23 protein-coding genes and 1 tRNA gene are annotated in these 19,558 nt (G+C 62.2%); 8 read left to right on the forward strand and 16 right to left on the reverse strand.

All coding sequences use genetic code 11. From position 1 onward, the window contains the following. Positions 1-68: 68 nt before the first annotated feature. Together AC1RKJ_RS05440 and AC1RKJ_RS05445 are read left to right on the forward strand one after the other, a co-directional pair. Positions 69-683: a PilZ domain-containing protein gene (locus AC1RKJ_RS05440; protein ID WP_492790055.1), complete on the forward strand. Its 615-nt coding sequence runs from the start codon at positions 69-71 to the stop codon at positions 681-683. A gap of 330 nt (positions 684-1,013) precedes the next feature. Next, entirely contained in the window at positions 1,014-1,634 is a 621-nt protein-coding gene (locus tag AC1RKJ_RS05445) for a transglutaminase-like cysteine peptidase (protein ID WP_492790056.1), read from the forward strand. A 165-nt stretch (positions 1,635-1,799) separates the two neighbouring features. Here AC1RKJ_RS05445 and AC1RKJ_RS05450 read toward each other — a convergent pair whose 3' ends face one another. The 4 genes from AC1RKJ_RS05450 to AC1RKJ_RS05465 all read right to left on the reverse strand — a co-directional run bounded on the left by AC1RKJ_RS05450 (position 1,800) and on the right by AC1RKJ_RS05465 (position 4,325). Next, the gene (locus AC1RKJ_RS05450; protein WP_492790057.1) at positions 1,800-2,597 is read right to left on the reverse strand and encodes an alpha/beta fold hydrolase; all 798 of its coding nucleotides are present in this window, start codon (positions 2,595-2,597) and stop codon (positions 1,800-1,802) included. Between the two features lie 180 nt (positions 2,598-2,777). Continuing rightward, on the reverse strand, positions 2,778-3,173 hold the full coding sequence (locus AC1RKJ_RS05455; RefSeq protein WP_492790058.1) for a DoxX family protein: 396 nt from the start codon (positions 3,171-3,173) through the stop codon (positions 2,778-2,780). A 224-nt stretch (positions 3,174-3,397) separates the two neighbouring features. Further along, positions 3,398-3,928: a gamma carbonic anhydrase family protein gene (locus AC1RKJ_RS05460; protein WP_492790059.1), complete on the reverse strand. Its 531-nt coding sequence runs from the start codon at positions 3,926-3,928 to the stop codon at positions 3,398-3,400. A 67-nt stretch (positions 3,929-3,995) separates the two neighbouring features. Then, entirely contained in the window at positions 3,996-4,325 is a 330-nt protein-coding gene (locus AC1RKJ_RS05465) for a DUF6949 family protein (protein ID WP_492790060.1), read from the reverse strand. Between the two features lie 284 nt (positions 4,326-4,609). Between AC1RKJ_RS05465 and AC1RKJ_RS05470 the strand changes: the two genes are divergently transcribed. Then, positions 4,610-5,311, forward strand: a complete 702-nt coding sequence (locus AC1RKJ_RS05470; protein WP_492790061.1) for a hypothetical protein — start codon at positions 4,610-4,612, stop codon at positions 5,309-5,311. A 2-nt stretch (positions 5,312-5,313) separates the two neighbouring features. Here AC1RKJ_RS05470 and AC1RKJ_RS05475 read toward each other — a convergent pair whose 3' ends face one another. The 4 genes from AC1RKJ_RS05475 to AC1RKJ_RS05490 form a co-directional block, all read right to left on the reverse strand. Next, on the reverse strand, positions 5,314-5,532 hold the full coding sequence (locus AC1RKJ_RS05475) for a DUF3126 family protein (protein ID WP_492790062.1): 219 nt from the start codon (positions 5,530-5,532) through the stop codon (positions 5,314-5,316). A 101-nt stretch (positions 5,533-5,633) separates the two neighbouring features. Beyond that, a complete protein-coding gene (cysE, locus tag AC1RKJ_RS05480; protein ID WP_492790063.1) occupies positions 5,634-6,458 on the reverse strand; it encodes a serine O-acetyltransferase in 825 nt (274 codons plus the stop codon). 133 nt (positions 6,459-6,591) lie between these two features. After that, a complete protein-coding gene (locus AC1RKJ_RS05485) occupies positions 6,592-7,347 on the reverse strand; it encodes an alpha/beta fold hydrolase (protein ID WP_492790064.1) in 756 nt (251 codons plus the stop codon). A 95-nt stretch (positions 7,348-7,442) separates the two neighbouring features. Then, positions 7,443-8,576, reverse strand: a complete 1,134-nt coding sequence (locus AC1RKJ_RS05490) for a hypothetical protein (protein WP_492790065.1) — start codon at positions 8,574-8,576, stop codon at positions 7,443-7,445. 293 nt (positions 8,577-8,869) lie between these two features. Between AC1RKJ_RS05490 and AC1RKJ_RS05495 the strand changes: the two genes are divergently transcribed. After that, the gene (locus AC1RKJ_RS05495) at positions 8,870-9,115 is read left to right on the forward strand and encodes a zinc-finger domain-containing protein (RefSeq protein ID WP_019196414.1); all 246 of its coding nucleotides are present in this window, start codon (positions 8,870-8,872) and stop codon (positions 9,113-9,115) included. 6 nt (positions 9,116-9,121) lie between these two features. After that, the gene (locus AC1RKJ_RS05500) at positions 9,122-10,315 is read left to right on the forward strand and encodes an FAD-dependent monooxygenase (protein WP_492790066.1); all 1,194 of its coding nucleotides are present in this window, start codon (positions 9,122-9,124) and stop codon (positions 10,313-10,315) included. 9 nt (positions 10,316-10,324) lie between these two features. Here the strand turns inward: AC1RKJ_RS05500 and AC1RKJ_RS05505 are convergent, their stop codons facing one another. The 3 genes from AC1RKJ_RS05505 to AC1RKJ_RS05515 all read right to left on the reverse strand — a co-directional run bounded on the left by AC1RKJ_RS05505 (position 10,325) and on the right by AC1RKJ_RS05515 (position 11,179). Continuing rightward, positions 10,325-10,756: a hypothetical protein gene (locus AC1RKJ_RS05505; RefSeq protein ID WP_492790067.1), complete on the reverse strand. Its 432-nt coding sequence runs from the start codon at positions 10,754-10,756 to the stop codon at positions 10,325-10,327. 92 nt (positions 10,757-10,848) lie between these two features. Continuing rightward, complete coding sequence (locus tag AC1RKJ_RS05510) at positions 10,849-11,055, reverse strand: hypothetical protein (RefSeq protein WP_492790068.1); 207 nt, start codon at positions 11,053-11,055, stop codon at positions 10,849-10,851. A 37-nt stretch (positions 11,056-11,092) separates the two neighbouring features. Continuing rightward, a tRNA-Leu gene (locus AC1RKJ_RS05515) sits at positions 11,093-11,179 on the reverse strand. Between the two features lie 320 nt (positions 11,180-11,499). On the opposite strand from AC1RKJ_RS05515, the gene AC1RKJ_RS05520 reads away from it, so the two are divergent. Further along, positions 11,500-12,339, forward strand: a complete 840-nt coding sequence (locus tag AC1RKJ_RS05520) for a metallophosphoesterase family protein (RefSeq protein WP_492790069.1) — start codon at positions 11,500-11,502, stop codon at positions 12,337-12,339. Here the strand turns inward: AC1RKJ_RS05520 and AC1RKJ_RS05525 are convergent. Then, positions 12,266-12,763 carry a cyclic nucleotide-binding domain-containing protein gene (locus AC1RKJ_RS05525; RefSeq protein ID WP_492790070.1) on the reverse strand — a complete coding sequence of 166 codons (498 nt, stop codon included), beginning with the start codon at positions 12,761-12,763 and terminating at the stop codon, positions 12,266-12,268. The two genes, AC1RKJ_RS05520 and AC1RKJ_RS05525, sit on opposite strands and share 74 nt — an antisense overlap. 240 nt (positions 12,764-13,003) lie before the next feature. On the opposite strand from AC1RKJ_RS05525, the gene AC1RKJ_RS05530 reads away from it, so the two are divergent. Then, entirely contained in the window at positions 13,004-13,900 is an 897-nt protein-coding gene (locus AC1RKJ_RS05530) for a crotonase/enoyl-CoA hydratase family protein (RefSeq protein ID WP_492790071.1), read from the forward strand. Between the two features lie 6 nt (positions 13,901-13,906). Here AC1RKJ_RS05530 and AC1RKJ_RS05535 read toward each other — a convergent pair whose 3' ends face one another. From AC1RKJ_RS05535 to AC1RKJ_RS05550, 4 genes are all read right to left on the reverse strand, one after another. Then, positions 13,907-15,952 (reverse strand): methyl-accepting chemotaxis protein, encoded by a 2,046-nt coding sequence (locus AC1RKJ_RS05535; RefSeq protein ID WP_492790072.1) that lies wholly within the window; start codon positions 15,950-15,952, stop codon positions 13,907-13,909. 112 nt (positions 15,953-16,064) lie between these two features. Next, positions 16,065-17,039: an NADPH:quinone oxidoreductase family protein gene (locus AC1RKJ_RS05540; RefSeq protein ID WP_492790073.1), complete on the reverse strand. Its 975-nt coding sequence runs from the start codon at positions 17,037-17,039 to the stop codon at positions 16,065-16,067. Beyond that, positions 17,039-17,656 (reverse strand): 2-hydroxychromene-2-carboxylate isomerase, encoded by a 618-nt coding sequence (locus AC1RKJ_RS05545; protein ID WP_492790074.1) that lies wholly within the window; start codon positions 17,654-17,656, stop codon positions 17,039-17,041. Before AC1RKJ_RS05545 ends, AC1RKJ_RS05540 begins: the two co-directional genes overlap by 1 nt. A gap of 18 nt (positions 17,657-17,674) precedes the next feature. Next, complete coding sequence (locus AC1RKJ_RS05550) at positions 17,675-18,370, reverse strand: glutathione binding-like protein (protein ID WP_492790075.1); 696 nt, start codon at positions 18,368-18,370, stop codon at positions 17,675-17,677. 153 nt (positions 18,371-18,523) lie between these two features. Here AC1RKJ_RS05550 and AC1RKJ_RS05555 point away from each other — a divergent pair, with 153 nt between their 5' ends. Next, the gene (locus AC1RKJ_RS05555; protein WP_492790076.1) at positions 18,524-19,546 is read left to right on the forward strand and encodes a methionine synthase; all 1,023 of its coding nucleotides are present in this window, start codon (positions 18,524-18,526) and stop codon (positions 19,544-19,546) included. The last annotated feature ends 12 nt before the right edge of the window (positions 19,547-19,558 follow it).

Genomic DNA, 19,558 nt, shown 5'->3' on the forward strand with positions numbered 1-19,558 from the left:
AACAGATCATTAACCCTGACCGCCTTAAGGTTCATCCTTACCGAAAAACCGGTCGACCGGTGTTGGAAATGGCGTTGGCGCAAACACAATCGATTCGTCCATCCGCTCAGGAGCGGCGACGCTTTCAACGTGTGAAGGTTCATCTGCTCGGCCGCTACATGCTGGCCGACCGGCGTGAATTTCCATGTCAGGTTATCGATATGTCGCCCGGCGGCCTCGCCATGCTGGCGCCCGGGATCGGCAACGTCGGCGAACGCGTGGTCGCCTATCTCGATCACATCGGCCGCGTCGAAGGCAAGATCACCCGCCTGCTCGACAACGGCTTTGCCATGACAGTCGGCGCGACACCGCGCAAGCGCGACAAACTCGCGGCCCAGCTCACCTGGCTCGCCAACCGCCAGATCCTCAACCTTCCAGAAGATCGCCGCCACGACCGCATCGTGCCGCGCAATCCGATGTCGGTCCTCAAGTTCGACGACGGCCGCGCGATGCCGTGCCGGATCATGGACCTGTCGCTGTCCGGCGCGGCGCTGGCCGCCGAAATGAAGCCGCTGGTCGGCGAACCCGTGATGCTCGGCCGCGTGCAGGCCCGCGTCGTCCGCCACCTCGAAGAAGGCTTCGCAATCGAGTTTGTTCACGCGCAGCTTCCCGAGACCGTCGAAGACAACGTAAGCGCGCGGTAAAAAGCGGCGGTTACCAATTCCTGAGTTTTGAGACCGATCGAGGCGATACCCGCAACCCGGGTATCGCCTCGATGCGTTTGGCGGCCTCGCCCACCCTGACCGACGAGGCCTAAGGGCACGCGGAATCATAAGCGATATCAGCGACTTGGTGCGCGATAGATAAAATTTGAATCAAAAGCAGTTATTTCAAATTTTAATCTCATTTTACTCAAGTATAAATTGAATTAGCGCCAGCTTTTACTTGTACTTGCTTCAATTGTACTTCGACGACTTAGCCGCCGTGCAAATCCTTTGTGTGAAAAGTGGTCCCAACAAGAAACGGGGGCCACAATGTTTTCAATTCGTGGACGGGGAGTTGGTCTGGCGATTGTCGCCGGCCTGATGGGGTTTTCGGTTGCGGCACAGGCTGCGGGCGAGCGCGTGCTTTATGCCAGCCTGGGCGACACCACACGGTCGCCGATCGGCTGGATTGAATTCTGTTCTGACAATCCCGGCGATTGCCGGGGCGGCGCGACGCAGGCCCGCGACATCGTGATGACGCAGGCCGCGTGGAAGGATCTGCTGCGGGTCAATCGCTGGGTCAACGAGACCATCAAGCCGCTGACCGACATGGATCACTGGGGCGTGGTCGAGAAGTGGTCGTATCCGACCGACGGATATGGCGACTGCGAGGACTACGTCCTGCTCAAGCGCAAGATGCTGATCGACGCCGGATGGCCGCGCGAGGCGCTGCTGATCACGGTTGTGCGCGACAAGAAGGGCGAAGGCCACGCGGTGCTGACGGTGAAGTCCGACAAGGGCGAATTCATCCTCGACAACCAGAACGAGGAAGTCGTCGCCTGGACCGACACCGGCTACCGCTTCGTGAAGCGGCAGTCGCAGAGCGATCCGAACGCCTGGGTCTCGCTTGGAGATTCACGTCCGGCGGTGTCCACCGCGAGTTCACGCTGAGATTTGGAGCACGACCGAAACGTCACGCTCAAAAATGAATACTTGAAGACATAGGAACCCACGGCCCGGTCTTATCCCCACCCCTCCCCGTCCCAGACCGGATCGTGCGCGGCCGAGCCTCCCCCAGGCTCGGCCGCAACTTTTGGGAAAGCGCTTCGTTGATCGCTATGCGTTTTCAAGAATGATCGACGTGACCTGCGCCGGATCGATGACCATCACGTCGTGACCGATGTCGAGTTCAAGCGTCTTCCACTTGCCGGAGTCCTTTGCCTTCGCAAGGTTCGCGTCGAATGTGGCGCTCTTGTAACCCTTGGCGCGCACATAGATCTTCTTCGCTATCCTGTCTCGCGCGCCCTTGAACACTGCCGCCTCGGTGTACGTCCCGACCGGCTGGGCCGTTGTCTTGCCGTCAACCCAGGCACGATCCTTTTCCAGAACGCCGAAAGCCGCCGCCGGCGGCGGCTTGATTCCGCTTTCGCCCTTTTCCATCGCGGTATTGATGGCGGCAACGAAAGCCGGAGACGATTTTTGCAAAAGCGTTTCGCCGTCTTCCGGCAGGAAAGCATCGAGGAAGACGATGGACGATATCCGGTCCGCGAGCCGCTCAGCCACGCCGCTGATGATGATGCCGCCGTAGGAATGACCGACCAGCACGACGTTGGACAAATCCTCGTACTGGATGACATTGGCGATGTCGGTGATGTGCGTCGTGAGATTGATGCTCTTGTTCAGCAGATGAGAGCGTTCGCCCAGTCCGGTCAGCGTCGGCGCAAACACCCGATGACCTTGTTTGACGAGGGCATCGGAAACCTGACGCCAGCACCATCCGCCATGCCATGCACCGTGAACCAGAACGAATGTTTTCGGTGCGGCCGTTTGCGCATCGGCTTTGGACACGCCGTTCACGGCTGCCAAAGCTCCAATGCCAGTTGCTACAATCTGCCGCCGCGTAACTCCAACCATGACGATCTCCCCGAATGTCTTTGATGTTGGCTCAAATGAGTTGAGCGACGATCTTCAAACACCATTTTCAAACGGCAAGAAAGCGCAATTTCGACTGATACATTTGCACATTGTATCATTCGGTTTGCTGTCAGAGTGCGCGTGATCGGACGCATGAGTGATGCCGTCCGTTCTTCTGCGTCACGACGGCGACTGCGTCAGCGGCAGCAGCGCACGCAGTCGCGCGTCGCGCAGGTAAAGACCACCCCAGGTGAGAACGCCGAGCAGCAGACAGATGAGTTGCGGCGGCGATGCGAATTCACCGAGCCGGAAGTGGGCGCAGATTGCGCCGCCGAGAAAAGCCGTGGTCAGAATCGCGCCGAGAACGCTAGTGCGGGGTATCGCATAAAGAACGCCGCACACGAGCATGATGATGCCGAGCGGCGTTGCGAGACTTTGCGAAAAACCGGTCGCATCCATCTCGGCTTTCAACAGATGCGGTGCAAATAGCTGCGTGCCGGCGTCGGCGAACAATGCCAGCACCACGAGGGCACTCATGACATAACCAATCCAGTTGGCTGCGGTCTTATGCGCCATAATATCTCCTTTGGTCGGAATGATTTTTGAAGCATCCGTGCGGTGACGGGCAAAAACCGCCCGTCAGCAAACATCCGTCCACGGACTGCCGCAGGTCATGGCCAGCGCGCGCTGCCGCGTCAATCGCGATTGCTTGCAATTCAGCAGCTAAAAATTTCGCGGCAGACCTTGAATGGAAACCGGTTTCCGGCGGCTCCCCGGATTCGAATCACAGTTTGAAGCGCTCACCCGATCTTCTTCAGGCCCTTCTTGAAGCGCTGGCCGTTGTGGACGTAGTGAGGCGCGCCATACGTCATGGCGGTGACCTGCTCGGGCGTCAGCGTGCGAATGACGCGCGCCGGGGCGCCGATCACGAGCGCACGGTCCTCGAACGTCTTGCCTTCGGTGATGACCGCGCCCGCGCCGACGATGCACCCCTTGCCGATGCGCGCGCCGTTCATGATGATCGCGCCCATGCCGATCAGCGCGCCATCCTCGATGGTACAGCCGTGCAGAATGACGTTGTGGCCGATGGTGCAGTTCTTGCCGATGGTCAGCGGAAAGCCCGGATCGGTGTGAAACGTGCAGTTGTCCTGCACGTTGGAGCCTTCGCCGATCTCGATCAGTTCGTTGTCGCCGCGCAGCACCGAGCCGAACCACACGCTGGCGTTGGTCTTCAGGCGCACATTGCCGATCACCGTCGCGGTGTCGGCGATGAAGTATTGTCCATCGGCGGGAAGTTCGGGCGCGCGCCCGTCAAGTTCGTAGATAGCCATTCATTGTCTCCGTTTTGAAGACCATGCCATGGAAGAATGCAGTCTGGCGAGAGTGCGTGGACGCGGATCAGACGATGACGCCGGTGCTTTCCAGCAGCATCAGGACGAACGTCCCCGACATCATGCTCCAGAAACCGGCGATGATCGTGGCCATCGCCACGAACTCCATCCGGCGTCCCTCGATCGAGCGCCCGCGCACGGTGTTGCGCATGATGATGAAGGGTGCGGCGAACACCAGGAACGGCACGGCTGCGAATGCCTTCGGCGCCGCCTTCTGCGTCAGCAGCCCGAAACCCGCCGGCCGTTGCACGAAGGCCTGAAAGCCGCTGGTCAGCGCGCCGGCGAGCGCAAATCCGATCAGAATAGCGAAGAAGGAATTCAGCGATTCAGGCGACATCGGACAGGGCTTTCAACACACGCGGAAACACATCGGCACAGACCGGCACGGCCGGCCAGATCGTGTTTACGCATCGCAAAATGCCGTCGCGCCCGCCACTTTATCCTTAAAGAAAGGTTAATGCCGGAACGCCGCTCAACGCTGGATGCATGGCTATGAACGCCCGCCAACGCGCGGAACTTCGGGGGAATCCGCCGGGCATGGCATATTGGCAGGTGATTCGACCGGGTTGCCGCCCGCTCCACCCGCAAGGCCCGTCATCTGCCCACAGCCCTTAAAGACTCATGGCTCTGACCTCTTCGACATCATCGCGCAGCAACGCCCGCCGCGGCCATCACGTGCCGCTTCTGGCGATGGCCGCGATCGGTGCCTGCGCCGTCGGCCTCGTGGCCTATCTGCTGTGGCCGACCTGGGAGGTCGAAAAGGTCGACGATCCGTCGCGCCTGCCGATCAGCATCGGCAACACGCTGTTCAACGTGCCGACCAAGGCGATCCGGGTGAAAGTGCAGAAGCGGACCGGTCCGCAGGAGCGCGTCGATCTCAACCTGCTCTACCCGTCGCTCGAGCCGCCCGAAGCGCCACGCCACGTCAGCGCCGACACCGTCGAGGATAACCTTCCCGACATCGATCGCATCTTCGTGTCGATCACCGCGCATCACGATGCGTTGTCGCCGGACGACCGCACGCGGACGATCTATCCGCGTTACTTCGATCAGACTTCAGGGAGTCTGCAAGACGGACTGAGCACGCGCCCGTTCCGCGACAACACGCCCTATGCCAACGAAGATCTGGTGTATGCGGGAAGTCCGCAAATCATCGCGCGCTGTACGCGCGACGGCAAGACGCCCGGCATGTGCCTGAGCGAGCGCCGGATCGAGGGCGCGGATCTGACCTTCCGGTTTCCGCGCGCCTGGCTGGTGAAGTGGCGCGATGTCGCGAACGCGATGGATCAGATCGCCGTGCGGATGCGCACGCCGCGAGGCTGACCTTACGCCTCTTCCTCGATGTCGCCCTCGAGGATCGCCATCTGGAACTGGAACGACCGGTCGTCGTCCTCGTCATCGACGAACAGCACGCCGATGAATTCCTCGCCGATATAGACCTCGGCGGAATCGTCCTTCTTCGGACGCGGCACGACGCGGATTTTGGGGTTGCCGAACAGCCGCTTGAGGTAAGCGTCGAGCTTCCTGACTTCGGTCACGTCCACGGGCGTTCTCCAACTGAATGATGTTTGCGACAGCTTTAATGCGGGATCGCGCCCTGCGCTAGAGGTTAGCGCGCCTAATCCGGATCGATCCGCCGTCCCGATCAGATGCCGATGGCGTTGAGCATCTGGTTCATGGTGCGCGACGGTTCGGCGCATCCGGCCTCGCCGACGATCTTCGCCGGCACGCCCGCAACCGTGACGTTGTTCGGCACCGGCTTGACCACGACCGAACCTGCCGCGATGCGCGCGCAATGTCCGATCTCGATATTGCCGAGAATTTTCGCGCCCGCGCCGATCATGACGCCGTAGCGGATCTTCGGATGCCGGTCTTCGTTTTCCTTGCCCGTTCCGCCGAGCGTCACGCCGTGCAGAATGGAGACGTTGTCTTCGATCAATGCCGTCTCGCCGACCACAAGTCCGGTGGCGTGGTCGAGGAAGATGCCGCGCCCGATCCTGGCGGCGGGATTGATGTCGGTCTGGAATTCCGCCGAGGCGCGGCTCTGGATGTAGAAGGCGAAATCCTTGCGGCCGTTGTTGAAGAGCCAGTGCGCGAGGCGATGCGCCTGAATGGCGTGGAAGCCCTTGAAGTACAGCAGCGGGTCGATGAAGCGCGATGTCGCGGGATCGCGGTCGAATACGGCGACGAGATCGGCACGGAACGCATTGCCGAAATCGGGATCGCCGCGGATCGCATCGAGATAGGCCTGACGGATCAGGTCGCCGGACAGCGCCGAGTGATCGAGACGTTCCGCGATGCGATGCACCACGGCATCCTCGAGCCGGTCGTGATGCAGCACGGTGGAATAGATGAAGGTCGCGAGTTCCGGCTCGCGCTTCACGATGTCCTCAGCCTCGTCCCGAATTCGGGTCCAGACGGGATCGACAGTCGAGAGCGCCGTCTTCGGGTCGAGATGATGCTTGGCCATTGGTTGGGTCCGGCTGATCTTACGTTGAGGAGATATTACCACATAATGGGGGGAAGGAAGGCTGCAACGGCTGCCAAGGTTGACGTTGGAATAATTATCTCCCGCACCCGTAGAATAATTATCTACCAGCCTCTCAAGAGCGCCCTGCGAGGAATTCCAGCACCCCATCCTTGTAGACCCGATCGCCCACCGCGCGCATGTGATCGCGGTTTGGAATATCAAGCACTTGCGACCCCGGAATGACTTCCGAAAGCCGGGCTGCCGAGCCCGCCACATCGTCGGTTGTTCCCACCGCGATCAGCACCGGAACGGTAATGGATGCGGCTTCCTCTCGGGTCATGAGACGCCGCGACCCTCGCATGCACGCCGCCAGCGCTCTGCGATCCGAGCGGGTCTGGTCTGCAAAGGTCCGAAACATGCGGCCCATCGGATCGGTGACTTGGTCCAGCGACGCCGCCTCCAGCGCCGCCGCAACATTTTCACCGGGGCGGCCCTCGTCGTCGATCAGGCCGATGCCGATACCGCCGAGGATCGCCGAACGCAAGCGCTCGGGATAGCGCTGAGCGATATAGGCGGTGATACGCCCGCCCATGGAATAGCCCATCATGTCGGCGCGTTCGATGTTCAGGTGATCCATCAGCGCGCGCACGTCACCGGCCATGGTGCCGATGTGATATTCCTCAGGATCGTAAAGTTTCGCCGACGCACCGTGACCGCGATTATCCAGAGCGATGACGCGCCGCCCCGCCTTGGTCAACGTCGAGACCCACGAGGGATAAACCCAGTTGATGTCCTTCGTCGATGCAAAGCCGTGCACCAGCACGATCGGATCGCCCTCGCCTTCGTCGAGATACGCAATTTCAACGGAGCCGTTGTGAAAGCTCGGCATCGTAATATCCAGTGTTGAGAAGGGAGATAATGACCGAAGCGGTCGTGACGCGAGAGTTACAGTTTATCCGGACGCAGCGCGCCTGACCAGATGCGTCAGACCGCCTGCGCTGTTGCGGAGGCCTGCGCCGCCGCAAGTTCGCGCTGCATTCGCTTGAGTTTGCTGCGTTGAATCCATGACAGGGTGAGCCGTTCCGTGGTGGCCTTGATCGACGAGATAAAACCGAACAGCGCCAGCAATGCGGCAAACACCCACCATGCGAGATTGAATGCGCCGGCGGTCAGCAGCAGCGCGCCGCGGCCGAGTATCTTTACAATGGCGCGGGTCTGGCTGCCCTTGGACTCCGCAAGCCGTGCCGCACGCGCGACATCCTTTGGTCCGTCCGCAATGCGCAGCACGTCGAGCGCGCCTCTGGTGCCGGCCTTCTCGCCGACGCGGCCGACATCCTTGGCTAGGCGCACAAGCGCCCCCGCCTTTTCCGCCTTGAACGCGGCCTTCATCGCGCTGATGGTCTGGCCGGGCCGCGCGATCGAAGCCGTCGCCACGGCCTGCTGCAACATCGGCGCATCGACCACGCCGCGCGCCGAACGTCCCGCCCATTCGGTCAGCCCCGCACCGAGCCGTCCGACCTTGCGGGCGTCCTTCACCATCGAGAGCCCAGCCCGCACCGGGACTGCGCCGCCGACGGACACGTAGGTCGCAGCGGTGACCGCCAGACCCACACTTGCAAGTCCGAGCACCAGCTGATCGACATTCTCGCCCATCACGAGCCGCTTGCCTTCGCGAACCACGTCGCGGATATCGCCGAACACGAACAGGTCGCCGGCGACCGTTCCTGACAGGCTGGCCACGTCATCAGCCTCGCCGGTCACAAGCCCTGTGGCAAAACGCCGGGCCATGCTGGCGGTCGAGTTCTCCTCCGCGACGGCGGCATCCACCCGCCCGGCCACGTCGGCCGGCACGGCAATGCCCTTGTCCCTGGCAAGGTCAGTGAAGCTTTTCGCGAGATCGGCGTCATTGGCATCGAGCGCCTGCGCCACGCCTTTTTCGATGGCCGCGTCGTTATTTCGCAGGGCAGAATTGACCTGAAGATCCGAGAGTTGCGCCGGGTCGTCCTGGACCAGCAGGATCGCCGCGGCATCACGCGCGTGCGGCCACAGCACCATGAGCGCCGCAGCCGAAACCACTGTGGCCACGAGGGCCAGGCCGATGCGCCGGGATGCTTTCACCGCAGACAGATAACCCTTGAATAGCCTGCCGGTTCGACAGGCCGTGACCGACCGATGACATGGTGTGCCGTTTTTCCGACACAACCTCCCCTCCGAAAGGAGGGCTTTCCCAACACGGCAGGATTGTGTCGAATCCACATGCTGACACATGCGGCGAATTGGACGAATCCGGCGCCGCAATCTAGGAATAAGTCGTATCGCTCGGTATGCTACAGGCAGCGACTGCGTCGTCGCTGCGTGCGCTCGGGTATGGGCAAAAGACGCGCAAAGACCAGGATTGGGGTAGAATTGCTATGGCGGATCACGTCGTCCCTCACTTTCATAACGATGCGGGCGTCGCCATCATCGAAATCGGCTCGCGCGAATTCATGTGCGTGGGCGCAAATCCGCCTTTCGACCATCCGCACGTATTCCTCGATCTCGGCGACGACAACGAGATCATCTGCCCGTACTGCTCGACGCTGTATCGCTACGCCGCCGATCTCAAGGCCGGCGAAGCGCGCCCTCCGGAATGCGTCCTGAAAGACAAGGTCGCCTAACCTTCAGTGGCCGATTCACGCACCATCGTTGTCGCTGGTGCGGGCATTGGGGGACTGACCGCATCGCTCGCGCTGGCCACACGCGGTTTCCGGGTTGTCGTGCTGGAACGCAATGAGCGGCTCGAGGAAGCCGGCGCCGGGCTGCAACTGTCACCCAACGCCAGCCGCATCCTGATCGATCTCGGTCTCGAACCGCTGCTCGCGCCGCATGTGATCGCGCCGGACTCGATCAGCATCATGACGGCGCGGACCGGCAAGGAAATCGGCCGCATCCCGCTCGGCGAAGCCGCCACGCTGCGTTACGGCGCACCCTACTGGATCGTGCGCCGCGCCGACCTGCAATCCGCGCTGGTGGCACGCGTGAAAGATCACCCCGACATCGATCTGCGGCTCGGCGCGCAGTTCGAGGACGTCGCGGTCTATCCCAAAGGCGTCACCGTCGTTCAGCGCAACGGCGCCAGCCGGCTGCAGGAGCCTGCGCTCGCGCTGATCGGCGCGGACGGCGTCTGGTCCAGCGTGAGACATCAGATTTTTCCCGAAGCCCAGCCGCAGTTCACCGGCAGCATCGCATGGCGCGGAACTGTCGATGCCACGCAACTGCCGCGCGGATTCAATGCCCATCGCGTGCAACTGTGGATGGGCGCCAACGCGCACCTCGTCGCCTATCCGATGTCGGGCGGAAAGCGCATCAACATGGTCGCGATCGTGTCGGGCAAATGGAACAGGCCGGGCTGGAGCGAACCCGGCGACGTCGTCGAGATCGCCAATCATTTTTCCGCCCCGCAATGGCCGATCGCTGCGCGCATGATGATCGGCGCAGTCGATGGCTGGCGGAAGTGGGCGCTGTTCGCGATGCGCGACGGCGGTGCATGGAACAAGGGACCGATCGCGCTGCTGGGCGATGCCTCACATGCCATGCTGCCGTTCGCCGCCCAGGGCGCCGGCATGGCGATCGAGGATGCGGCCGTGATCGCGAAATGTCTGGAAGATTCTCCGGGAAATCCGTCTGCGGCGTTCGTCCGGTACGCCAGCCAGCGCGCCCCGCGTGCAACGCGCGTACAGCGCACCGCGCGCAAAAACGGCAAGACCTATCATCTCGCAGGACCCGTCGGCTTCGCACGCGATCAGGTCATCAGAATGCTCGGCGGATCGCGGCTGCTGTCGCGGCAGGACTGGATCTACGACTGGCGCTTGAACTGAGTCAGTGGCCTAACGACGGCGCTTCGGCGCAGGCGGCGCGGCGGGAGGCGCGGCCGCCGGGGGCGGCGCGAGATCGGCACTCGTGCAATTGTTGCTGACGATCTTCTCATCGATCTGATCGCGGCGCGCGCGGTTCGCGCGATATTCGGTCTGATAGGCAAGACCTGAAACGAGCGTCCCTGCCGCGCCGGTTTCGGCCTTGGCCATCAGGCCTTCAAGTTCGACCACGCGGGCGTCGGTCGTCCTGCGCGCCGTGCCGAGCTGCTGGCAATTGTAGAGGTCGTATGACGCAGGATCGACGAACAGGCTCGACGACGCCCCGCCCGCGCACGCGCCGGCGCTCGCCGCGAGAACACCGGCGGCAGCCAGACGCGAGGCGGCGGCAAGCAGCCCGCGCGATGCCGCGCGCTTCGTTCGATACCGTGTCAGGCGAACGGCCATGCGCTCGATTCCATGCACTTTAATTTCATGACCATCGTGTCGACGGCCTTCGTGTTGAATTTGTGGTGCGGACGGCGGGGCCGCATGACGATTCACAGCGTTTCCTGTTTCTGGCCGCATTCCTTGCAGACGAACTTGACGCGGGTGGCGCCCTTCTCTGCCGAAACGCGATTGGCCTTGCCGCACTTTCCGCACGTCGCCTCGATGCGCGTATTGCCCTGCTTCACGACGAGAGCCTTCCGCTCCATCGCCTCGCGAACAAGGCGTTCGGTCTCTTCGCGCAATGCCTTCTTGTCCATGTCCTGTCCTTCAGCCGGCAGCGCGATTCGTTTGTCCTGGTGCGGACGGCGGGAATCGAACCCGCACGACGTTGCCATCGAGGGATTTTAAGTCCCTTGCGTCTACCAATTCCGCCACGTCCGCGCGGGCGGGTTGTAGCACCGCGCCGGGCTGAGCCGAAAGCCCGGTTAAGACCGGAATGTCGCCCGCGCTGGGCGATCACGGCGACAGATGACGCCCGTTGGATACGGACATCGCGGCGCGCGACAGACCCGTTCGCGACGCCACCCAATGCAAAAAACATAGGCATAGCAGGGCAAACTCGCAATCCTGCGATGAAATAGAGTGACGGAATTTCCTCGCCATCGATTGCTTCGGCGCTGATTGGCTGTTCAAATGCCGGCATATCGCGACACGAATTATTTTTGGATTTTTCCGCATTGTAGATCGAAGGGCGATGAACTATGCGCTGCCTTGTGGTCGCCGATCTGCATTATTCCCTGCCCCAGTTCGACTGGCTGCTCAGCGCCGCTCCGCATTTCGACGTCGTGATCATCGCGGGCGATGCGCTGGACATCGGATCGGTCGTCGATTTCCACGCCCAGATCGTCGTCGTACGGAAATACCTCGCCCGGCTGTCGGAAATCACGAAGATCATCCTGTGCTCCGGCAACCATGATCTCGACGACCGCGACGAAACGGGCGAGAAAATCTCGCGATGGATCGGCGATATCGGCGGGCTCGGGATCGCTCATGACGGCGACAGCCTCACCATCGGCGAGACGCTCTTCACCATCTGCCCATGGTGGGACGGTCCGCGCGTCAGGGAGCGGATCGGCAAGCAGCTTCAACGCGCCGCAGAACCGCAACATGACAGATGGATCTGGATTCATCATGCGCCCGCCGCGAACTCGCCGACAAGCTGGGGCGGCGCGCGCTATTACGGCGACGACGAACTCGTTCAGTGGATCAGGATCTACCAGCCCGACATCGTTCTGTCCGGCCACGTTCACCAGTCGCCGTTCGTCAAGGATGGCTCATGGTTCGACCGGCTCGGCGACACATGGCTCTTCAATGTCGGCCAGCAGTTCGGACGCCCACCCGCGCATATCATCCTCGATCTGGACAATGAGAAAGCCTACTGGTTCTCGGCGGCGGGCGAACAGTCGATCGATCTCGGCCAGCCGCTGCACCGGCCCGCGGACACTATCGCCGCCTTCCCGGACTGGCTTATAGCCGCGAGTCAGGCAGCCGCTCAGGCTGGCGGTCCGATCCCGGCAACGCCGCGCCCGGAGACAAGTTGACGAGACTTTCAAGGACATCGCCGACCATCGCCAGATGATTTCCGTGATCGGCGTATTGGCGTTTGATGTCGGCGAGATAAGTCGTCGCGGCATTGAGCCGGTGAGCAAGAAGCTGAGCGACCAGAAGCGCGACCGCTGGCTGCGTGCGCAGGAAGGCGGCTGCGTCATCGAACTGGTAGACCGTCGAGCTTGCGAAAGCGCGCACCGTGGCGGTATGCGGTTGTCCCAGGAGCACGGACATTTCGCCGAGAATGGCGCCGGGCTGCGTCACCGTGGCGACGACGGTCTCACCTTTAAGGACATCGAGCCGACCGTTGAGCAGAACGTAAAGCCGACCGGTGGTCTCGCCTTCCTTGATTAGCAGTTCTTCCGCGGCAAGAAACATCTCCTGCCCTCCGGTGCAATGCTCGAGGACTGCGCGCATACCGATCTCCGCGTTGAACGTCACAAAGGCTAGGGCTGGACGCCGAAAACGTCCATCGCATAGTTGCGTCCCGCCTGCGCAAATTGCCAGCACTTCCACAGACGCGCTAGTGTCCCGCATCCGGTTCTGACATTCGTAAAAGTGCCTGCGAAGGATATCATACGAATGTCAGAACCGGATCACCAGGATGGCCGTTCAAACGGCATTAACAAAAGAACACCAGCGGGAGGGAATGCGGCGATGGCCTACGAACAGATCAAGTATGAGATTCAGGATAACATCCTCACCATCACGCTGAACCGTCCGGACAAGATGAATGCGTTCACGCATGTCATGATGAACGAATTGATCGCGGCCTTCGATGCCGCGGACGCCGACGACAACGTTCGCGCCATCATCGTCACCGGCGCGGGGCGCGCGTTCTGCGCCGGCGCGGATCTCTCCGAAGGCGGCGCGACGTTCGACCGTGCGGCCCGTCCCGACCGCAAGACCGCGCCGCTCCGTCCCAATGGTGAAGTCGAATGGAGCGACGACGCGGTGCGCGATGGCGGCGGCCGCGTAACGCTGCGCATCTTCAAGTGCCTTAAGCCGGTGATCGGCGCGATCAATGGTGCTGCGGTCGGCATCGGCGTCACCATGCAGCTCGCAATGGACATTCGTCTTGCGTCGGAAAACGCGCGGTTCGGCTTCGTGTTCGCGCGGCGCGGCATCGTGCCGGAGGCCGCGTCGAGCTGGTTCCTGCCGCGCCTTGTCGGCATCTCGCAGGCGCTGGAATGGTGCTATTCGGGCCGCGTGTTTCCGGCGCAGGAAGCGCTCGCCGGTCGTCTTGTCAGCAAGGTGCTGCCGCCGGACGACCTGCTCCCCGCCGCCCGCGCGATGGCGCGCGAGATCGTGGAGAATACCGCGCCGGTGTCGATCGCGCTGATCCGTCAGCAGATGTGGCGCATGCTCGGCGCGGACGATCCGATGGAAGCGCACAAGGTCGACAGCCGCGGCATCTATTCGCGCGGCCAGTCCGCTGACGTGCGCGAAGGCGTGATGTCGTTCCTCGAAAAGCGCCCGGCGAAATTCACACAGACCGTGTCGAAAGACATGCCGTCGTATTTCCCGTGGTGGACCGAGCGGGAATACAAGTAAGCCCGCCTAGGCTGCCTTGATGTCGCGAATGAACTCCTCGACCTGCAACCGCATGGCCTGGGACTGGTTCGCGACATCGCGCGACGCCGACAATACCTGTCCCGAAGCTGTCCCGGTCTCGCTCGCCAAGCCAGTGACGCCTGCGATGTTGTCGGAGATTTCCTGCGCCCCCTGTGCAGTGTGCTGAACGTTCCGCGCGATCTCCTGTGTCGCCGCTGACTGCTCTTCCACTGCGCCGGCGATCGACGCGGCGATCTCGTTGATCTCGCTGATGGTGGCGCCAATGGCACCGATCACGGCAACCACCTCGTCAGACGTTTGCTGGATCGCGGCAACCTGCGCGCCGATATCATCGGTCGCCTTCGCGGTCTGGGCCGCCAGCGATTTCACCTCGGAAGCGACCACCGCAAAGCCGCGACCGGCCTCGCCCGCCCGCGCCGCTTCGATGGTTGCGTTCAGCGCCAGCAGATTGGTCTGGCTGGCGATCTCGCTGATCAGTCTCACCACATCGCCGATGCGCTGCGCACCCGACGCCAAGGATTGCACAATGTCATGGGAGCGGCCTGCTTCGGCCACGGCCTTTTGGGCGATCCGCGTGGATTCCGTCATTTGCCGTCCGATTTCCGAAACCGAACTGCTCAGTTCTTCGGTCGCGACTGCGATGGTCTGCACATTGGCCGAAGCCTGCTCCGTCGCGGAAGCCACGACGCCGGCCTGATGACTGGTTTCATCTGCCGCGGCACTCATGGCGGCCGCGGTGGATTGCAGCTGACCTGAAGCCGCCGTCATGGCCGAGAGTGATGTGGCTGCATGGGCCGCAAAGCGGTCCGTCAGTCCAGTGATACGGGTGGCGCGGGCAGCGCGCTCATTGACGGCCTGCGCCTCCCCGGCGATCAGTTCGCCGTTCCGGATCAGGCTGGTGCGGAAGAAGTCGACGGTCCGCGCCATGACTCCGATTTCGTCCCCACGTGTCACACCGACAACTTCCACGGACGTATCGCCGTCGGACAGGCTCTTCATGACATGAGTCAGTCTGCGCAGCGGCGTCGTGATGCTGCGCGACATGACGAAGACCACGGCTAGCCCCGCCAGCAGACCGGCGGCAACGAGAGCGCCGAGGATTGCCAGCGACTGCGACGCCTGGGCTTGCTTGGCACCGGCCATTGCCGCGAGATCGGCAAGAAATCCGTCCTCGACGGACTTAAGCAGATCAATGCGCGCCGTCGACGTATCGAACCATGACTTCACGTCCAGGCCTTTGAAGTCGCCCGACAGGCCGCCTTCAAGCACGGTTTTGCGCATGCCGAGAAACTTGTCGAGTACGGGACCCGCATGGAATCGCTTGAAGAGATCGCGCCCCGCTGCAGGCGATGACGCGAGATAGGATGAGAAATAGGTATCCTGTGCGGCAGCAAGACCGGTCGAGCGAGCGAACAGCGGCAATTCGAAACGTCCGGCCGCAATGCCCCCGGACACCAGCGCACGCTCCTGCCCGGCGCGCTCCTTGCCTTCGACCAGATTGGCGTAGGCGGTCATCGCCTTGGATATATCGTCGTCGTCGCTCAACGCCGCGAAGCCGTTGATGGCTGCGGTCAGACACGCGATGGTCTGCGTCAGATATCCGATGGCTGCGGACGGCGCGATCGACAGATCGTCAATCTCCCGACGCTTTCCGTCGAGCTGACCGAGCGCATCACGGGCGCTGGCGAAGGCTGCGCGCAGGCTCGGCGAAGCCGTCGCGTCGAGCGAGGCCAGTGCCTGCGATGCGCTGGTGAATTCCACATCGGTGTGCTTGCGCTGCGCGGAAAGCTCCGCGCGCATTTGTGCGCCCTTGCTGTTGAGGAGCGCCGAGGTCAATCCGCGCTCACGCTGAAGTTCGTGGACCAGCCGGCTCAACTTCCCGACGCTCTCCACCACGGGGCCGAGGCGAGCCATCGCCTGACGCGCGGACCATTTCTGGGACAATTCATATGCCGTGAAAATAACAAGTAATGTCAAAGGTAACGCGACGGCGACCGCGAGGCGCTGATAAATCTTCATATGACTGAGCATGGCGCGCTCCAAAAACTGGGCTTCGCCATTTTATGCTGAAACAGTGAATAGAAATTTACGTGCAGATTGACAGAAGCGCCCAATTTTTGGGCACTTCTTGCACATTATTGAGTCAGCGCATCGTCAGCGCGACACGCCCGATCGCTTTCCGCTCCATCAACAGGCGCATCGCCTTCGCGTAGTCCTCCAGCGGGAGGCGGTGCGAGATGTTAGGGCTGACGCGGCGCTCCTCGGCAAGCCGCGTCAATGCTTCAAGGCGTGCCACGCCGAGCGCGGGATTCATGCGAACGGCTTCCCCGGCCCGTACGCCGAGCACGCTGGCGCCCTTGATCAGCACGAGATTGGTTTTCGCCACACCGACGCCGCCGGTGAAGCCGATCACCAGCAGCCGCGCGCCCCACGCGATGCAGCGCAGGCTCTCCTCGAAGATCGCGCCGCCCACCGGATCGAACACCACGTCGGCGCCGCGTCCCTCGGTGATGCGCTTGACGGTATCCTTGAACGGCTCGCGGCCATAGAGCACACCATGATCCGCGCCGCGCTGCTTCGCCACTTCAAGTTTTTCTTCGCTCGACGCGCACGCAATGACCGTCGCACCGGCCACCTTGCCGAGTTCGACGGCGGCGAGCCCGACGCCGCCGCCCGCGCCATGCACAAGCAGAACCTCGCCCTGTTTGATTTGCGCGCGATCGTGCAACGCATGATACGCGGTGCCGTGCGCCGCGAGGAATGTCGCGCCCTGCATGAAATCGAAGGTGGAAGGCAGCGGCAGAAGCTGGTCCGGCGCGACCACGATTTCATCGGCGTAGCAGCCAAGCCGCGCCTTCACGATCACGCGGTCGCCGACGCGCACGCCATCGACGCCGGAGGTCTCGACCACCTCGCCCGCCGCTTCCATGCCCGGCGTGAACGGCAGCGGCGGTTTGAACTGATACTCTCCCGCCGCCATCAGGATGTCGGGGAAATTGATCCCCGCCGCATGGATCGCGACACGCACCCGCCCCGATGCAAGCGGAGCGGAGGTGATAGTCTCAAGCCGCAGGCCTTCCGGCGGACCGAGTTCGCGGCAGACGACGGCGCGTGACATTATGCGGCTGTCTTCTTCCGCATCAGCGCGTCGCGGATCAGCGGCAGGCGGTCGTTGCCAAAATACATGTCGGTCTTGTCGAGATAGATCGTCGGAGAACCGAACGCGCCGCGTGCAATTGCTTCATCGGTGTTGGCCTTGAGCTGATCCTTGATCGGCTGCTCGCCGATGCCGGCGGCAAACTTCGCGGGATCGATGCCGACGCGCTCGCAGATTTTCGCAAGCACCTCGTCCTTGGAAATATCCTGATCGTCGCCCCAGTAGGATTCGAACACCGCCGTTGCGAACGGCACCAGCTTGTCAGCACTCTGCTGCTGCACCCAGATGCAGCCGCGCATCGACTTCACCGCGTTCACCGGGAACACCGTCGGCGGCATCTTGATCCTGATGCCCGCCATCCGCGCCCAGTCCGCCATGTCCTTCGCCGTGTAGGCCTGCTTGGCCGGGACCGGATTGGCGCGCGTCTCGTACATCGTCTTGTTCACGGTGTTGAAGATGCCGCCGACCAGAATCGGCCGCCAGGTGATCTCCGCGCCAAGCTCCTTCGCAAGCGGCTGGATGTTGGTGAACGCCAGATACGTCCACGGGCTGGAGCAGTCGAAGAAGAACTCGATCATGATGACGTTTCCTGTTTGTTATTGTGCCTGCTGCGCGGCCGTGCCGAACATGTTCTTGCGCTGCTCGTCGGTGAACGGCGTCTTGTCGAATTTGCCGACGGCAAGGCCCTTCTGCACTTCCGGCCGCGCACGCACCACCGCGTACCAGCGCTTGATGTTCGGATAGTCGTCGAGGGTGAAGCCCTGCGCCTTGTGGGTCATGGTCCACGGGAAACAGGCGATGTCGGCGATGGAGTAGTCGTCGCCCGCGACATACGCGCCGGTCTTGCCGAGCTGCCGGTCGAGCACGGCGTAAAGCCGCGCGGCTTCGTCGCGGTAGCGCTGAATGGCGTAGGGAATCTTTTCGATCGAATAGAGCGCGAAGTGCCCGTGCTGACCGAGCATCGGGCCGAGGCCGCCCATCTGCCACATCAGCCACTGGATCACCTTGAACCGGCCGCGCACGTCGGCCGGCAGGAAGCGCCCGGTTTTCTCCGCGAGGTAAATCAGGATCGCGCCGGTCTCGAACATCGGAATTGCCTCCCCACCGTCGGCGGGCGCGCGGTCGATGATCGCCGGAATGCGGTTGTTCGGACTGATCGCGAGGAATTCTGGTTTGAACTGGTCGCCGGTGCGGATGTTCACTGGGAACACCGTGTAAGGCAGCCCCAGTTCCTCCAGCATGATCGAGATTTTCCACCCGTTGGGTGTCGGCGCGTAATAAAGCTCGATCATGAGATGTCCGCGAAAGAGTGGGCTTAGACGAAATGACGAGGCGCGATCCTAACCGCGCTTCCGATCACATTCCATCCTGCAAGCGCGAACAGCTTGTATGCCATGGCCCCGGCATGGCAGATAAGCGTGCAACAATAATAACAGGAAACGTCCATGCTGTTTCAAACGACGATCGCCGGTTCGCTGCCGAAGCCCGAATGGCTGGCCGAACCCAACAAGCTGTGGGCTCCCTGGAAATCCCAGGGCGCTGAACTGGTCAACGCCAAGCGCGACGCGACGTTGCTCGCGGTGAAGGTTCAGGAAGACGCCGGCATCGACATCGTCACCGAGGGCGAACAGGCCCGCCAGCATTTTGTGCACGGATTTCTCGAGCGCGTCGAGGGCATCGATTTCGCCCACAAGGTCGAGATGGGAATCCGCAAGGATCGCTACAAGGCGATGGTGCCGCAGGTGACCGCGCCGCTGAATCTCAAGGGCCGCGTCCATGCCGACGAAGCACGCGCCGCGCGGGCGCATACCACGCGCAAGCTGAAGTTCACTCTCCCCGGCCCGATGACCATCATCGACACCTTGGCCGACAGTTATTATGGCGACCGCGTCAAGATGGCGTTCGCCTTCGCGGACCTTCTCAACGCTGAAGCAAAAGCGCTGCAGGCCGACGGCGTCGACATGATCCAGTTCGACGAACCAGCCTTCAACGTCTTCCTCGATGAAGTGAACGACTGGGGCATCGAGGCGCTGACCCGTGCGGCCAAGGGCCTGACCTGCCAGACCGCCGTTCACATCTGCTACGGCTACGGCATTCAGGCGAATATCGACTGGAAGGAATCCCTCGGCGCGGAGTGGCGGCAGTACGAGAAGATTTTCCCGGCCATCGATGCAAGCCCGGTCCAGCAGGTCGCCATCGAGTGCCGCAACTCGCATGTGCCGCTGGAGCTGCTGGCGCTGCTCAAGGGCAAGATCGTGCAGGCCGGCGTGATCGACGTCGCCAATGATGCCATCGAGACGCCGGACGATGTGGTGAAGACCATCGAGGCCGTGATGAAATTTGTGCCGAAGGAAAATATCGTCGCGACGACGAATTGCGGCATGGCCCCAATGCGCCGCGACATCGCCGAAGCCAAGCTTCGTGCGCTCGGCGCAGGCGCGAAGCTGGCGCGGGAGAAGCTCGCGTAAAGGCGGCGATCG

The organism is Afipia sp. GW822-FHT04G07 (assembly GCF_058800765.1).

What these genes read in the sequence shown, in the direction of transcription:
- AC1RKJ_RS05545 (WP_492790074.1), bottom strand. Translation starts at nt 17,656, where the DNA reads ATGATCGAGTTCTTCTTCGACTGCTCCAGCCCGTGGACGTATCTGGCG.
- AC1RKJ_RS05530 (WP_492790071.1), top strand. Translation starts at nt 13,004, where the DNA reads ATGGCCTACGAACAGATCAAGTATGAGATTCAGGATAACATCCTCACC.
- AC1RKJ_RS05460 (WP_492790059.1), bottom strand. Translation starts at nt 3,928, where the DNA reads ATGGCTATCTACGAACTTGACGGGCGCGCGCCCGAACTTCCCGCCGAT.
- AC1RKJ_RS05535 (WP_492790072.1), bottom strand. Translation starts at nt 15,952, where the DNA reads ATGCTCAGTCATATGAAGATTTATCAGCGCCTCGCGGTCGCCGTCGCG.
- AC1RKJ_RS05495 (WP_019196414.1), top strand. Translation starts at nt 8,870, where the DNA reads ATGGCGGATCACGTCGTCCCTCACTTTCATAACGATGCGGGCGTCGCC.
- AC1RKJ_RS05540 (WP_492790073.1), bottom strand. Translation starts at nt 17,039, where the DNA reads ATGTCACGCGCCGTCGTCTGCCGCGAACTCGGTCCGCCGGAAGGCCTG.
- AC1RKJ_RS05465 (WP_492790060.1), bottom strand. Translation starts at nt 4,325, where the DNA reads ATGTCGCCTGAATCGCTGAATTCCTTCTTCGCTATTCTGATCGGATTT.
- AC1RKJ_RS05455 (WP_492790058.1), bottom strand. Translation starts at nt 3,173, where the DNA reads ATGGCGCATAAGACCGCAGCCAACTGGATTGGTTATGTCATGAGTGCC.
- AC1RKJ_RS05520 (WP_492790069.1), top strand. Translation starts at nt 11,500, where the DNA reads ATGCGCTGCCTTGTGGTCGCCGATCTGCATTATTCCCTGCCCCAGTTC.
- AC1RKJ_RS05445 (WP_492790056.1), top strand. Translation starts at nt 1,014, where the DNA reads ATGTTTTCAATTCGTGGACGGGGAGTTGGTCTGGCGATTGTCGCCGGC.
- AC1RKJ_RS05525 (WP_492790070.1), bottom strand. Translation starts at nt 12,763, where the DNA reads ATGCGCGCAGTCCTCGAGCATTGCACCGGAGGGCAGGAGATGTTTCTT.
- cysE (WP_492790063.1), bottom strand. Translation starts at nt 6,458, where the DNA reads ATGGCCAAGCATCATCTCGACCCGAAGACGGCGCTCTCGACTGTCGAT.
- AC1RKJ_RS05555 (WP_492790076.1), top strand. Translation starts at nt 18,524, where the DNA reads ATGCTGTTTCAAACGACGATCGCCGGTTCGCTGCCGAAGCCCGAATGG.
- AC1RKJ_RS05440 (WP_492790055.1), top strand. Translation starts at nt 69, where the DNA reads ATGGCGTTGGCGCAAACACAATCGATTCGTCCATCCGCTCAGGAGCGG.
- AC1RKJ_RS05485 (WP_492790064.1), bottom strand. Translation starts at nt 7,347, where the DNA reads ATGCCGAGCTTTCACAACGGCTCCGTTGAAATTGCGTATCTCGACGAA.
- AC1RKJ_RS05470 (WP_492790061.1), top strand. Translation starts at nt 4,610, where the DNA reads ATGGCTCTGACCTCTTCGACATCATCGCGCAGCAACGCCCGCCGCGGC.
- AC1RKJ_RS05510 (WP_492790068.1), bottom strand. Translation starts at nt 11,055, where the DNA reads ATGGACAAGAAGGCATTGCGCGAAGAGACCGAACGCCTTGTTCGCGAG.
- AC1RKJ_RS05450 (WP_492790057.1), bottom strand. Translation starts at nt 2,597, where the DNA reads ATGGTTGGAGTTACGCGGCGGCAGATTGTAGCAACTGGCATTGGAGCT.
- AC1RKJ_RS05505 (WP_492790067.1), bottom strand. Translation starts at nt 10,756, where the DNA reads ATGGCCGTTCGCCTGACACGGTATCGAACGAAGCGCGCGGCATCGCGC.
- AC1RKJ_RS05550 (WP_492790075.1), bottom strand. Translation starts at nt 18,370, where the DNA reads ATGATCGAGCTTTATTACGCGCCGACACCCAACGGGTGGAAAATCTCG.